The sequence below is a fragment of the Methylobacterium sp. 174MFSha1.1 genome (assembly GCF_900116815.1).
Classification (GTDB): domain Bacteria; phylum Pseudomonadota; class Alphaproteobacteria; order Rhizobiales; family Beijerinckiaceae; genus Methylobacterium.
In genome coordinates this window covers 1-13,825 of sequence record NZ_FPCB01000012.1, presented here as the reverse complement: position 1 = coordinate 13,825, position 13,825 = coordinate 1, and the positions used below count along the sequence as shown (strand labels likewise).

13 protein-coding genes are annotated in these 13,825 nt (G+C 71.6%); 4 read left to right on the top strand and 9 right to left on the bottom strand.

The window, feature by feature from the left end; all coding sequences use genetic code 11:
- Positions 1–6: 6 nt before the first annotated feature.
- Positions 7–1,404: a dihydropyrimidinase gene (hydA, locus tag BM430_RS11000; RefSeq protein ID WP_093567305.1), complete on the bottom strand. Its 1,398-nt coding sequence runs from the start codon at positions 1,402–1,404 to the stop codon at positions 7–9.
- 109 nt (positions 1,405–1,513) lie between these two features.
- Between hydA and BM430_RS10995 the strand changes: the two genes are divergently transcribed.
- Genes BM430_RS10995 through BM430_RS10985 form a run of 3 tightly spaced genes read left to right on the top strand, consistent with a single transcriptional unit; the run spans position 1,514 to position 2,868 of the window.
- A complete protein-coding gene (locus BM430_RS10995) occupies positions 1,514–1,702 on the top strand; it encodes a type II toxin-antitoxin system HicA family toxin (protein ID WP_093567304.1) in 189 nt (62 codons plus the stop codon).
- Positions 1,703–1,708: 6 nt separating this feature from the next.
- The gene (locus tag BM430_RS10990; protein ID WP_143132004.1) at positions 1,709–2,158 is read left to right on the top strand and encodes a type II toxin-antitoxin system HicB family antitoxin; all 450 of its coding nucleotides are present in this window, start codon (positions 1,709–1,711) and stop codon (positions 2,156–2,158) included.
- A 56-nt stretch (positions 2,159–2,214) separates the two neighbouring features.
- Complete coding sequence (locus tag BM430_RS10985; RefSeq protein WP_093567302.1) at positions 2,215–2,868, top strand: aspartate/glutamate racemase family protein; 654 nt, start codon at positions 2,215–2,217, stop codon at positions 2,866–2,868.
- Between the two features lie 2 nt (positions 2,869–2,870).
- On the opposite strand, the gene BM430_RS10980 is transcribed toward BM430_RS10985, so the two are convergent.
- The 8 genes from BM430_RS10980 to BM430_RS10945 all read right to left on the bottom strand — a co-directional run bounded on the left by BM430_RS10980 (position 2,871) and on the right by BM430_RS10945 (position 12,555).
- Positions 2,871–3,797: an N-carbamoyl-D-amino-acid hydrolase gene (locus BM430_RS10980; protein WP_093567301.1), complete on the bottom strand. Its 927-nt coding sequence runs from the start codon at positions 3,795–3,797 to the stop codon at positions 2,871–2,873.
- A gap of 250 nt (positions 3,798–4,047) precedes the next feature.
- On the bottom strand, positions 4,048–5,706 hold the full coding sequence (locus tag BM430_RS10975; protein ID WP_093567300.1) for a nickel ABC transporter ATP-binding protein NikE: 1,659 nt from the start codon (positions 5,704–5,706) through the stop codon (positions 4,048–4,050).
- Complete coding sequence (locus BM430_RS10970; RefSeq protein WP_093567299.1) at positions 5,706–6,581, bottom strand: ABC transporter permease; 876 nt, start codon at positions 6,579–6,581, stop codon at positions 5,706–5,708. The genes BM430_RS10975 and BM430_RS10970 overlap by 1 nt, the downstream gene beginning before the upstream one ends.
- A gap of 4 nt (positions 6,582–6,585) precedes the next feature.
- Complete coding sequence (locus BM430_RS10965) at positions 6,586–7,617, bottom strand: ABC transporter permease (protein ID WP_093567298.1); 1,032 nt, start codon at positions 7,615–7,617, stop codon at positions 6,586–6,588.
- Positions 7,618–7,633: 16 nt separating this feature from the next.
- Positions 7,634–9,277: an ABC transporter substrate-binding protein gene (locus tag BM430_RS10960; RefSeq protein ID WP_244539439.1), complete on the bottom strand. Its 1,644-nt coding sequence runs from the start codon at positions 9,275–9,277 to the stop codon at positions 7,634–7,636.
- Positions 9,278–9,420: 143 nt separating this feature from the next.
- On the bottom strand, positions 9,421–10,809 hold the full coding sequence (locus tag BM430_RS10955; RefSeq protein WP_093567297.1) for an NAD(P)-binding domain-containing protein: 1,389 nt from the start codon (positions 10,807–10,809) through the stop codon (positions 9,421–9,423).
- A gap of 10 nt (positions 10,810–10,819) precedes the next feature.
- Positions 10,820–11,566 (bottom strand): SDR family oxidoreductase, encoded by a 747-nt coding sequence (locus tag BM430_RS10950; RefSeq protein WP_093567296.1) that lies wholly within the window; start codon positions 11,564–11,566, stop codon positions 10,820–10,822.
- Entirely contained in the window at positions 11,563–12,555 is a 993-nt protein-coding gene (locus tag BM430_RS10945; RefSeq protein ID WP_093567295.1) for an NAD-dependent epimerase/dehydratase family protein, read from the bottom strand. The genes BM430_RS10950 and BM430_RS10945 overlap by 4 nt, the downstream gene beginning before the upstream one ends.
- 651 nt (positions 12,556–13,206) lie before the next feature.
- Between BM430_RS10945 and BM430_RS10940 the strand changes: the two genes are divergently transcribed.
- Positions 13,207–13,825, top strand: a 619-nt coding sequence (locus tag BM430_RS10940; RefSeq protein ID WP_244539438.1) for a cysteine peptidase family C39 domain-containing protein, incomplete at its 3' end; no start/stop codon positions are given.

Sequence of the window (13,825 nt, the reverse complement as noted above, 5' to 3'; positions counted from 1 at the left end):
CCGGCTCTACCCCCGCCGGATCGGCGCGCCGCTGCCGGCCTTTGTCGTGACCGCGCCGCCCTCGACGATCACGTGACCGCGGCACAGGACCGTCTCGGGCCAGCCGGTCACCTCGCGCCCGGCATAGGGCGTGAAGCCGGTGCGGTCCTCGACCATCGCGTCCGAGAGCGTCACGCGCCTGGACGGGTCCCAGACGCAGAGGTCGGCGTCCATCCCCACCGCCACCGAGCCCTTGTTCGCGAGGCCGTAGATCCGCGCCGGCGCCGTCGCGGTGATCTCGACGAATTTCTTCAGGCCCAGGCGCCCGCCCGACACCATCGCGTCGAAGAGCAGCGGCAGGCGCATCTGCAGGCCCGGCATGCCGTTGGCGATCTCCTTGAAGGTCGCGTTCGCACCCGCCTTGAGCTTGCCGGTCTCGTCGTAGCGGTAGGGGGCGTGGTCCGACGACACGGTCTGAAGGTCGCCGAGATCGAGGGCGCGCCACAGGGCGTCCTGGTCGCGGGTCTCGCGGAGCGGCGGCGAGCACATCCACTTCGCCCCCTCCAGGCCCGGCCGGTCGAGGTCGGATTCGGTGAGGAAGAGGTATTGCGGGCAGGTCTCGGCATAGACCTTGGCGCCCTCGCCGCGGGCCCGGCGCAGGATCGCGGCGCCCTCCTCGGTCGAGACGTGGAAGATCATCACCGGCTGGTCGAGATACTGCGAGAACCGCACCACCCGCTCGAAGGCCTCCGATTCCGACAGGCGCGGATGGCTCGCGGCGTGATACTTCGGCGCCGTCTTGCCCTCCTTCAGCAACTGGCGGCTCGCGAAGGCGATCAGCCCGTGATTCTCGGCATGGACGCAGACGAGCGCGCCGACCTGCTTCGCCGCCGCCATCAAGTCGAGCAACGCCTCGTCGGCGAGGCGCAGGCGGTCATAGGTCATGAACGCCTTGAGCGAGGTGTGCCCGGCACGGGCCAGCGCCGGGATGTCCTGGTTCAGGGCCTTCTCGGTCGCGTCGGCGATGATGAGGTGGAAGGCGTAGTCGATCACCGCGCCGGCCCGGGCGAGAGCCGTGTAATCCTCGACCACACCCGCCAGATCCATGCCGACATGCTGGGCCGCGAAGGCGATGACGCTGGTCGTGCCGCCGAGCGCCGCCGAACGGGTGGCGCTCTCCCAGGTATCGGCGTTCATCAGGCCGGAGGCCGAGAGCTGCTCGATATGGGCGTGGCTGTCGACCCCGCCCGGCAGCACCAGTTTCCCCGTCGCGTCGATCTCGCGCCGGCCGGGGGCGAGATCGAGGCCGATCGCCGCGATCTTCCCGTCGCGCAGGCCGAGATCGGCGGAGAAGACGTCGGTCGCGGTCGCGACGGTGCCGCCGCGGATCACGGTGTCGAAGGCGGGCTGTTTGGAATCGGACATACGCGTCACGCTCTGGCTCGAGGGAATGAGGATCGGGCGACCGGAATGCCTTCCGGTGGGTCGCCCGCCCGTGTCATGATCGCGCCCCGTGGGACGCGCGGGGCTGCCGATGGATTCCAGGGATCTGATCGGCGAACTGGAGCGGAACGGCTGGGTCTGGCATTCCACCACTGGTAGCCATCGCCACTTCAAGCATCCGACGAAGCCGGGCAAGGTCACCGTGCCACATCCTCAGAAGGACATGCATCCCAAGACCGTGAAGTCGATTCGGAAGGCGGCGGGTCTTCCGGGCGCCTGAGGCGCTTTGCGGATCCCGTCGGACGAGGACAATGCCATGCATTACATCGCGTTCCTACACCCGCCCGAGGGCAGCTCCGAATGGGGCGTCACCTTCCCGGACCTGCCGGGCTGCGTCTCGGGCGGGGAGACTTTCGAGGCCGCCATCGCGGGCGGGCGCGAGGCCTTGTCGGGCCATTTGGCGGTCATGCGCGCCGATGGCGATCCGCTGCCCCCCGCGCGCAGCCTGGCCGAATTGTCGGCCGATCCCGAGGCCATGGCGATGCTGGAAGGCGGCCTGGTGCAGGTCATCGCACCGGATCCGGCGCCGGGCCTGCGGGTGCGCATCGACCTGATGATCGATGCGGCGCTGCTGCGCCGGACCGACGCAGCGGCCGAGGCCCGCGGCATGTCCCGCACCTCCTTCATCGAAGCGGCGCTCGTCGAAGCAGCCCTCCCGGCCGCCGCCGAATCCTGACGGGCCTCGCGCCCGAAACTTGCTAGGCTCAAGGCCTGACACACCAGGAGACCACCATGACGGCCAGCCGGCGCATCCTCGTCATCAACCCGAACTCGAACGAGGCCGTGACCCGCGGCCTCGACGGAGCGCTGGCGCCGCTGGCCCGTCCGGGCATCGCCATCGAGTGCCGCACCCTCGCCGAGGGTCCGTTCGGAATCCAGTCGCAGGCCGATGTCGAGCAGGTGGCCCTGCCGCTGCGCGACCTCGTGCGGCGCGAGGCGGCGGACGCCTACGTCATCGCCTGCTACTCCGATCCTGGCCTCCACGTCTGCCGCGAGGCGACCGACCGGCCGGTGCTCGGCATCGCCGAATGCGGGATCCTCAGCGCGCTCGCCCGGGCCGACCGGTTCGGGGTGATCGCGGTGGCGAGCCGCTCGATCCCGCGCCACCTGCGGGCGTTGCGCCAGATGGGCGTGAGCGAGCGGCTGGCGGGCGAGCGGGCGCTGGAGATGACCGTCGCCGAGACGGCGAGCGGCAAGGACACGCTGGCCCGGATGATCGCCGTCGGCCGCGACCTGCGCGACCGGGACGGGGCAGGTGTCGTCGTGATGGGCTGCGCCGGCATGGCGGTCCACCGGCGCGGCCTCGAGCAGGAGCTCGGCATCCCGGTCATCGACCCGACCCAGGCCGCGGTGGCGATGGCGATCGGGATCGTGGCGGTCGCCTGACGTCACTCGGGCAGCACCACGCCGGTCTGGGCGGTGATGCGGCCGTAATGCTCGATGCGGCGGTGGCGGGCGAAGTCGAAGATCGTCTCCTTGCCGAACCGGGTCTCGTCGAGGTCGCACGCGTGGACGATCACCCCGTCGGCCTCGCCGGGGAGTTCCGCCACGATCTTCCCGTTCGGATCGACGATCAGGGTGCCGCCGGTGAGGTGGTGCCCGTCCTCGTCCCCGGCCTTGGCCACCGCCACGACCCAGGTGGCGTTCTGGTAGGCGCCGGCCTGGACCGAGAGGCGGTGGTGGAAGAGCCGCTCCTCGATCCCTTCCGCGCCGCGCTGCGCGTTGACCGACGGGGTGTTGAAGCCGAGCACCACCATCTCGACGCCCTGCAGCCCCATCACCCGGTAGGTCTCGGGCCAGCGCCGGTCGTTGCAGATGCACATGCCGAGAATGCCGCCCAGCATCCGCCAGACCGGGAAGCCGAGATCGCCCGGCTCGAAGTAGCGCTTCTCCAGGTGCTGGTGCGAGCGCTCAGGATCGAACTCGTCGTGGCCGGGCAGGTGCACCTTGCGGTACTTGCCGACGAGGGTGCCGTCGCGGTCGACCAGGATCGAGGTGTTGAAGTGCCGGCCCTCCGGCGTCAGCTCGGCATAGCCGAAGGACATCGCCATGCCGTGCTCGCGCGCCCTTGCGAAGAGCGGGGCGGTCGCCGGGCCCGGCATCTCGCGCTCGAACCAGTGGTCGGCCTCGGCCCGGTCCTCGTGGTACCAGCGCGGGAAGAAGGTGGTGAGCGCCAGCTCCGGATAGACGATCAGGTCGGCGTCCTGGCGTTTCGCTTCGTCCATCAGGGCGATCATCCGGGCGACGACGCTGTCGCGGTCCTCGGCCTTTTGGATCGGGCCGAGCTGGGCGGCGGCGGTGCGGATCACGCGCATGGGGGATTCCTCAGATACGAGAACGAGTTGATGGAATGGCGCGGTTTTTCTCCCTCCCCCCTCTGCGGGGGAGGGTGGCCCCTGCGTCAGCAGGGGTCGGGAGAGGGGCAGCGCGACGCTGATCCAGGTGGCACCCGTCATGTCGCGCGCGACTTCTCCGGAGGCGGCGTCCCCTCTCCCGGCCCCCTCCGGGGGCCACCCTCCCCCGCAGAGGGGGGAGGGGGAATTCGCACGACCGACAGGGTAGGATTCACGCCGCCGGCTCCGCCGCGAATCCGCGCGGCGCGCCCGGCCGGAAATGCGGGATCGCCGCCAGCAATTCCCGCGTGTAGGCGGTGCGCGGCGTCCGGAACAGGTCGCGGCTGACGCCCTCCTCGACCACCCGTCCGCCCTGGAGCACGAGGGTGCGCTCGCACATCATCCGCACCACGTTGAGGTCGTGGCTCACGAACAGGAAGGCGAGGCCGTCCTCGCGGCGCAGGTCGTCGAGGAGGCGAAGGACGCCGGCCTGGACCGAGACGTCGAGGGCCGCCGTCGGCTCGTCGAGCACCAGGAGCCGCGGCTTGACGGCGATGGCCCGGGCGATGCCGATCCGGGCCTTCTGGCCGCCGGAGAGCTGGTGCGGAAAGCGGTCGAGGAGGGCGGCGGGCAGGCCCGCCCGCTCGGCGCTCTCGATCACCCGCAGGCGCAACGCCTCGCCGCGTAAGGGCGTCAGGCGCTTCACCGGATGGGCGATGCAGTCGAAGGCCGAGAAGCGCGGGTTGAGGCTGTCGGTCGGGTCCTGGAACACGATCTGGATCGCGCGCCGGTGGGGCGAGCGGTGGAAGTCGCGGGCCGGGATCGTGCCGATCGATTCGTCGTCGAACAGGATCTGTCCGGCGCTCGCATCGAGGAGGCGGCAGATCATCCGCGACGTGGTGCTCTTGCCCGACCCCGATTCGCCGACGAGGCCGAGGCTCTCGCCCTCGCGCAAGGAGAACGACACGTCCTCCACCGCCATGGCGCCGCCGAAGATCTTGCCCAGCCCCTGCACGTCGAGGAGCGGCGGGGTGCCGGGGGCGGGGGCCGGCCGCGGGACGGCGGGTGGGCGGTTCCCCTCCGGCACGAGGTCGGCGAGCGTCGAGGTCGGGGTCGGCGAGGCGGCGACGAGGCGCCTGGTGTAGGGGTGGCGGGGGCCCGAGAACAGCGCGCCCGGCTCGCCCTCCTCGACGAGGCGGCCCTGCTCCATCACGGCGATGCGGCCGCAATACTGGGCGGCGAGGCCGAGATCGTGGGTGATCAGGATCATCGCCATGCCGCGCTCGGCGGTGAGCCGGGCGACGAGGTCCATCACGGTCTTCTGGGTCGTCACGTCGAGGCCGGTGGTCGGCTCGTCGGCGATCAGCAGGGCCGGACGGCAGGCGAGCGCGAGAGCGATCATCACCCGCTGGCACATGCCGCCGGAGAGCTCGTGCGGATAGGCGTCGAGGCGCCGCGCGGCGTCACGGATGCGCACCGCCTCCAGGCTCTCCAGCGCCCGCTCCCGGGCCTGCGCCTTCGAGGCGCCGCCCGCCACCAGCACGTCGGCGAGCTGGCGGCCGACGGTACGGATCGGGTTCAGCGCCGCCCGCGGGTTCTGGAAAATCATGCCGATCGCCGAGCCGTGCGCCGCCCGCAGGTCGGTGGCCGAGAGCCGGGTGACGTCCTGGCCGCGGAAGCGGATCAGCCCGCCGGTGATCCGCCCGGCCCGGTCGAGGAGCCGGGCCGCCGCGAAGGCGGTGACGGACTTGCCGGAGCCGGATTCGCCGACGAGGCCGAGGCTCTCGCCGGGCGCGACGTGAAGCGAGACGCCGCGCAGGGCCTCGACCGGGCCGCTCCGGGTCGCGAAGATGACCTTCAGGTCCTCGATGGAGAGGAGGGAGGGCTGCATCAGGTCCGCATCCGGGGATCGAGGATGTCCCGCAGGCCGTCGCCGAGCAGGTTGAAGCAGAGCACCGCCAGCATCAGGGCGAGGCCCGGGAAGGCGACGAGCCACCACTTGCCGGTGGTGATGAAGCGCGCGCCCTCCGCGACCAGGATCCCCCATTCCGGCGTCGGCGGGCGCACCCCGAGGCCGATGAAGGACAGGCCGGCGGCGTTGAGGATCGCCCAGCCGAGGTTGAGCGAGATCTGCACCGCCATCGCGGGCAGGACGTTCGGCAGCAGGAAGCGCAGGACCACCGCGAGGTGGCCCTCGCCGCCGGCCCGCGCCGCCTCGACGTAGCCGGCATCGCGCCGCACGTTCACCTCGGCCCGGGCGAAGCGGATGTAGAACGGCAGGTTGATGATGGCCGTCGCGATGACGATGTTCTCGACCCGGTTGCCCAGCGCCGCGACCAGCGCCATCGCCAGCACGAAGAGCGGGAAGGCCATCAGCACGTCGACGAGGCGCCCGACCACCCGGTCGAGCCGCCCGCCGGCATAGCCGCTCACCCCCCCGATCACCGCGCCGAGCGCGAAGGACAGGCTCACTGCCGAGAGCGCGATGGCGAGGTCGAGCCGCGTCGCCGCGATGATGCGGCTGAGCACGTCGCGGCCGAGCTGGTCGGTGCCGGCCCAGTGCGCGGCGCTCGGCGGCTGGAGTGCGACCGAGACGTCGGAGGCGACCGGATCGTAGGGGGTCAGCCAGGGGCTGAGGATCGCGACGAGGCAGAGCAGCGTGCTGCCTGCGGCGGCGACGGCGGTCAGCGGATTCTCGCGCAGGACGTGAGCGGCGTGCCGCAAGGTGCTGGGCGGTGGGGCGAAAGTCGGAGCCACGGCGTTCATCGGATCACTCGATCGAGACGCGCGGGTCGGCGAGGCCGTAGAGCACGTCGACCGTGAGGTTCACGACGACGAACAGGCTCGCCATCAGCAGCACGAAGCCCTGGACCGGCGCGTAGTCGGAGGAGAGCAGCGCGTCGAGGGCGTAGGAGGCGACCCCGGGCCAGGAAAACACTTTTTCCACCAGCACGTTGGCCCCGAGCATGGTGGAGAACACGATGCCCGCGATGGTCAGCACCGGCAGGATCGCGTTGCGCAGAGCGTAGGTCACGATCACCCGCCGGCGCGGCAGGCCGAGCGACCGGGCGGTGCGGATGAAGTCGCTGCCGAGCACGCTCAGCATCGCCGCCCGGGTGATGCGGGCGAGCGGCGCCAGCACGAACAACGCCATGGTGAGCGCCGGCAGGATCAGCTGGCCCGCCGCGGCGCGCCAGCCCTCGAAGTCGCCGACGAGCAGGAAGTCGATCAGCAGGAAGCCGGTGATGTCGGGCGGGCTCGCGGCGAAGACGTCGATGCGACCGGTCGGATCGGGGGCGACGCCGAGCAGGTAGTAGAACACGTAGATCAGCAGCAGCCCCGACACGAAGGTCGGCACGCAGACCCCGAGCGCGCAGAGGAAGCGCACGGCGTGGTCCACCGCCGAGCCGGGCCGGAGCGCCGCCGCGATCCCGAGCGGGATCGCCAGGAGGAGCGCGATGACGAGCGCCGTGAAGGTCAGTTCGAGGGAGGCCGGCAGGCGCTGGCGGAGATCCGTCAGCACCGGCTGGCCGGTCGTCATCGAGCGGCCGAGCTGGCCGCGGGCCACGTCGCCGAGGTAGCGCACCAGCTGCTCGGGCACCGGCTTGTCGAGGCCCATCTGGCGGCGGATCTCCTCGATCTCCGCCTTGCCGGCATTGGGCCCGGAGGCGAAGAACACCGCCGGGTCGCCGGGCAGCACCCGCATCAGCAGGAAGGTGAAGACCAGGACGCCGAGCAAGGCCGGCAGCGAGGACAGGAAGCGCCGCCCGGTGCGCCGGGCGATGCCGCTGGCGGAGGCCATCTCGGCTCCTTCTCCGCTACTTCCGCGACAGGTCGCGGTAATCGACCTGGCGGTGGAACTGGTAGGTGTAGCCCTCGACGGATTGCGCCATCACGGCGTCCTGGTTCGGCTGCCAGATCGGGATCTGCGGCATCAGGGCGAGGTGGCGCTTGTTCAGGGCGCGGGCCTCGTCGTCGTACTTCGCCGGATCGCGCTCGAACCGGGCCTTGGCGGCCAGTTCGTTGATTTCAGGATCGTCGATCGAGCTGTAGTTCCAGCGCTGGTTGCCGGTATAGAAGTTGCGGTAGAAATAATCCGGCGAGGGCAGCCAGGCGACGATGCCCTCGGTGAAGAACGGCAGCTTCTTCTCGCTCACCTGCGTCGACATCTGGGCGTCGGGCAGCTTCTGGATCTCGACCTTGACGCCGATTTTTTCCAGCGATTCGCGGATCAGCGCGGCCATCGGCTCGGCGGTCGCGGCCTGGCCGACATTGAAGCTGAAGGTGGTCGAGAACCCGTCGGGCAGCCCGGCCTTGGCGAGCAGGGCCTTGGCCCTCTGTAGATCGAGGGTCACCGGCTGGGCCACGGGGAAGACGGCTTTCGGATCGCCCTCGCCCCAGGTCGCGCCGAAGAGCGGCTTGCCGCGGCCGAACAGGGCGGCCTTGAACATCGCGTCGTAGGGCAGGGCGTAGGCCAGCGCCTGGCGCACCTCGACCTTGTCGAAGGGCGGCAGCTTCGTATTGAAGGAGATCAGCGTCAGCGCGTTGAATTGCGGCGTCGCGATCACCTTGAGCTTGCCCCGCTCCTTGAGCGCCAGCGCGTCGTTGGCCTGGAGGTCGATGACGATGTCGGCGTCGCCCTTCTCGACGAGGTTGGCGCGGGTCGCAGGATCCGGGATGGTCTGGGCGATGACGCGCTTGAAGCCGGCGGGCTTGTCCGGCGCGGCACCCGTCCAGTCGGCGTTGCGCTTCAGCACCACCTGCTCGCCGGGCTTGAACACGTCGACGCTGTAGGCGCCGCTGCCGACGGCGTGGTCCTTCAGCCAGGCCTGCGCCCAAGGGTCTTCCGGCGTCGCGTGGGCCTTGGCGGCCTTGGAGTTGATGACGATGGCGTAGACGGTGGCGAGGTTCGGCAGCGCCAGCCGGTCCGGCTTCGGCAGCGTCACCTTGAAGGTGTGGGGATCGACCACGGTGAACTGGTCGGGGCTCGTCAGCGAGCCGGTCAGGAGCTGCGGCCCGGCGAGCGACTTCGCCGAGACGGCGCGATCGAGCGACCACTTCACATCCTCGGCCGTGACCGGGGTGCCGTCCTGGAACTTGGCGTCCTTGCGCAGGTAAAAGGTGAGGGTCAGGCCGTCGGGGCTGACCTCGTAGCGCTCGGCGAGCTCGCCGCGCACCGAATCGAGGTCGAACACCCAGTTGTCGCCGAGCTTCTTGCGGCCGAAGGTGACGAGACGGTCGTACGTCGAGAGGCTGATCGCGAAGGCCTCGCGGGTGGTGCCCGGCATGGTCGGATCGAGGGTGTTGACCGCGGCTCCCGTGACGTAGCGCAGGGTCTCGGCCCGGCTCTGGGCGCTCGCCGGCGCCGTCCCGGCCACGAGGGCGACGATGACGGCGCCCGAGAGGCTGCCCAAGTAGAGGCCGCCGGAACGGCCGCCCATCCGCATGCTGGTCTTCGTCACGCCTGTCCCTTCCTGCATCCCTGATCGGCCGGCCTTCTTGCAAGGGCCGTTCCAGCAGCGGCCATTCGAGACCAGGGACGGGCTTGGGGGCAAGTGCGAACAAGATCGCTGCGAACAAGATCGCAAAGGCGAGAGCGCGCGGATCAGCGCAACACCGCCTGCGGCACGTCGTAGGCCCGGAACTCGGCCCACAACCGGTCGAGGTCGGCGGTGAACAGCCCGCGGGTGAGGCCGGAGACGAGGTGCGGCACGGCGGTGGTCATGGCGTTGATCGACGAGCCCGAGGGGCCGTGGCTCACCGTCGAGGCGATGCCGAACAGGTGGATGTCCCTTATCCATGGCGTCAGGCCGGGCTCGCGCTCGGCGAAGGCGTAGTCGTCGCCGAGATAGGGATAGGCGGCGAGGCGGTCGTCGCGCTCCTCGGGCGGCGGCGCGTAGCGGTCGCCCCAGGTGGCGATGTTGTGGGCAAACGCTAACAATTCGGGCCGCGCGGCGTAATCGACCGTGATGCCGGTGGCGGCGATCACGAGATCGGCCGCAACCGTGCCCTTCGGCGTGTCGAGGCGGACGCCTCCGCCATCCATCCGCGCCGCGGTGACGGGGGCGCCGGGGAGGAAGCGGAAAGTCGGGTGCCGGGCGCAGCGGTCCCAGGTCGCCTGCGGAAAGCCCTCGCGCAGGCCCATCACCGCGCTCATGAAGCGCCAGCGCCAGGCATCGTCGAGATCGCCGAGATGGCGCAGGAAGCCCGCGAAGGTGAGCCAGCGATAGGGCTGCACCACCTGCGCCTCCGCCCGCCGGCAGAGCAGCGTGACCGCGGCGGCGCCGGCCTCGAGCGCCGTCGCCGCGTTGTCGAAGGCCGAGGCGCCGGCGCCGATCACCGCGACGCGCTTATCCGAGAGATTCGCGAAATCGACCGGGTCGTCGGTGCGGGCGACGCGCCCCGCCGGCAGGCCGGCCAGCACCTCCGGCAGGGCCCAGGTCCCGGCGCCCTCCTGGCCGGTGGCGAGCACCACCTTGCGGGCGTAGCGCACGGTGCCGTTCGAATCGGTGACGGCCAGGAGCCCGTCCGCCGGCCCGATCCCGGTGACGGCGACGCCGTTCTCGACCGGCACGCCGGTCGCCTCGCGCACGAAGGCGAGATAGGCGGCCCAATCCTCCCGGGGGATCAGGTCGAGGGCATCCCAACTCGCCTGGCCGTAGCGGGCCTCGTGCCAGGACTGGTAGGTCAGCGCCGGCAGGCCGAGATCCGGCCCGGTGAAGTCCTTCGGGCTGCGCAGGGTGCGCATGCGCGCGTAGGTGAGCCAGGGCCCTTCCAGCCCCCTCGGTGCCCGGTCGAGCACCAGGATATTCGTCACCTGCGACCGCATCAGCCCGAAGGCGACGGCGAGGCCCGACTGCCCGGCCCCGACCACGATCACGTCGCGGGCCGGTCTCCCGTCCGGGCCGGTGCGGGGGGTGAGCCAGGGGGCACGGGGATGGGCCGTGCGGGCGATCTCGTCGCGGACGCGGGCATGGAGGGCGTCGAGGGACATGGTGGATCCTTCAGGCCGCGAGCCAGCCGCCCTCGACCGGCAGGGCGGCGCCGGTGGTGAAGGAGGCAGCGTCGCTGGCGAGGTAGAGGACGGCCCGGGCGACCTCCTCGGGCTGCCCGAGGCGCTTCATGGCGTGCCGCGCCTCGGAGGCGGCGCGGGCGGCGGCCGGGTCGGCGGCGCGGCGGAAGCTGCGGGCGAGCATGGGCGTCTCGATGGCGCCCGGCACCACGGCGTTGACGCGGATGCGGTCGGCGGCGAAATCGAGCGCCATGGTGCGGGTGAGGCTGAGCACCGCGCCCTTGGCGGCGAGGTAGGCGCTGTTGCCGCGCCCGCCGGCCAAAGCCAGCTGCGAGGCGACCGTGACGATCGCCCCGCCGCCCCGCGCGCGCATCGACGGCACCGCCTGGCCGGCCCAGAGCCAGGTCCCGCCGACATGGGCGCGGAACACCGCGTCCCAGTCCTCGGGCGAGGTCGTCTCGACGGTGCCGCCGACGGAGAAACCCGCCGCCGTCACCAGGACGTCGATGCCACTGAGCGCCGCGACGATCGCGCGCGCGTCCGCCGCGACCGCGGCGGGATCGCCGACATCCGAGGCGCGAAACAGGCCGCCGATCTCGGCCGCCACGGCCTCCGCCGCCGCGCCGTCCCGGTCGATCACCGCCACCCGGGCGCCGGCCTCGGCAAAGAGCCGCGCCGTCGCAGCGCCGATGCCGGAGCCGCCCCCCGTCACCACCGCGACCTTGCCGTCGAGTCTCACGGGCGATCCTCCGTCATGCGTGTCTGCCGGCGTGCCTGCCAAGCCAGGAACGCGTCGGCCGAGGCGGCGAGGCCGTGCGCCGCCTCCCAGCCGAGCTCGTCGCGCAGGCGCGCGGTGGCGAGCGGCGGCCGGTCGCGGTCGCCGTGCAGCGAGATCGTCGGGGTCTCGCCCGGTGCGGCAAGCCGGCAGACGAAGCCGGTCCGCGCCAGGGACGCAGCCAGCCGCTCGCCCCAGGCGAGGACCGGCCAGGTCCCGGGACTCGACACGTTGTAGAGGGGGAAACCCAGGCTTTCCGCCGCGATCAGCCGCGCCACCGCATCCGCGGCGTCGGGGGCGTAGAGCCAGTCCCGCCGGCCCGGCCGCGGCAGCAGCGCCGGGATGCCGGCCTCTGCGGCGGCCCAGATCTGCGCCTGCGGGCTCAGCGTATCGCGCAGACCCGTGTCGCGCTCGAACGGGCCGAACACCGCGCTCAGGCGCACGCTCACCCCGTCGAGGCCCCAATGGCCGCAGAGCCGGGAGAGCACCTTTTCCGAGGCGAACTTGGTGACGGCGTAGAGGCTCTCCGGCCGCACCGGCAGGTCCTCGGACAGGATGTCGCCCTGTGCGGCCCCGTAGGCCGCCGCCGAGGACAGGTTCACCACCCGGCGCACCCCGGCCCGGCGGCAGGCCTCCAGGATCGGCACCATCGCGCCGAGATTGACGGCGAGGATCGTCCCCGGATCCGCCGCCTCGCGGGCGGCGTCCGCGGTCACAGCGGCGGCGATCACCACCGCGTCGGTGCCGGGCCGGATGACGGCCGCGAGGCAGGCCGGATCGGTGACCTCGCCGAGGTCGAGGGACAGGGCGCCGGGCCGGGCGGCGAGCCTCTGCCGCAGGGGCGGCGGGGGCGGGGCCCGGTCGAGGAGGCGCACGGCGAGGCCGCGCCCGAGCAGGGCATCGGCGAGGTTCAGCCCGACGAATCCGGCGCCGCCCAGGATGACGGTGCTCATGGAGATGGCGCGGGACTCGGCGCGCCCGGATCGTCGCGGTGGGAGGGTGTCGGCACGCGCTGTCCTCGTGATGGGTGGCCGCGCTTCATGCACGAAGCGGGCCGGCCGGCGGCCGGGAGCGTCATGGAACGCGAGCGCGCCTCGGCGTGCAACCGTCGCGTTCGCAGGCCGACTGCGTCGCGGGACCGGCATGGGGAAAGGTCTGGAAACACCGGAGCATTGCGGGATGCGACAGTGGCACACGGCCGTGCCGAACGAGCAAACGACTCCGTTCTGCTCGCCGCCCTTTCCCGGACGACTGCAACGAAGTGGAAGGAGATCCGGGAAAGGGGGAGAGCTTGAACCGGTCGCCCAGCATAGGTCTGCCGCGCGACCCGCCACCCTGCCGGCGCCGCCTGTCGTCCCGCGCCACACGAAGCGTGGCCGCCACCATCCGCCCGACCGTCATGAAACCATCACGACCCCTGACCAAGAGGTTTCCCGACATGGCCGGCGCGACACATGCGCGGTCCGCGATTCCTGCGGGCCCCGGCCGCCTTCGGGTTGCTCCAAGCTGGTCACGAAGGGTGCGATTCTCGTATACGTTGCGGTCCTGGGACGGAGCGCGGCAGGACGCCGGCGGGCCTGCGCCGCGGAGTGGGAGAGCGGGACATGGTGCAAGACGCGGCCGCACAGGCCGGCCCGGGCCAATCCGGTCCCGGCGCCGCGGAACTGCCGGCGGCCCGGCCCGATTCGGGCCTCGGGGCGCTGGCCCTCGTCGCCTCGTTCCACCAGATCCCGTGCGAGCCGGCCCAGGTCCGCCACGACCTCGGCCTCGGCCAGACCGTCATGGGCGCCGTCGACATCGTCCGCGGCGCCAGACGCCTCGGCCTGAAAGGGCGCCTCCTCCAGAACCAGAAGCCGGCCCGCCTCGACGGCATCCCGCTCCCGGCGATCCTGGAGGTCGATGACGGCCGCTTCGTCGTCCTCGGCCGCCGCTTCGAGGACGGCAAGCTCCGCATCATCGATCCCGTCGCCCGCACCGCCGAGCACGTCGAGGCCGACGCCTTCCTCCCGCGCTGGACCGGCACCATCGTGCTCGTCGCGCGCCGGGCCAACATCCAGACGGCACTGCACAATTTCGGCTTGACCTGGTTCGTGCCCTCGGTCTGGCGCTACCGCAAGCCGCTCGTCACGGTGCTCGTCGCCTCGCTGTTCATCCAGCTCTGCGCCCTCATCACCCCGATCTTCTTCCAGATCACCATCGACAAGGTCCTGGTCCACCGCGGCT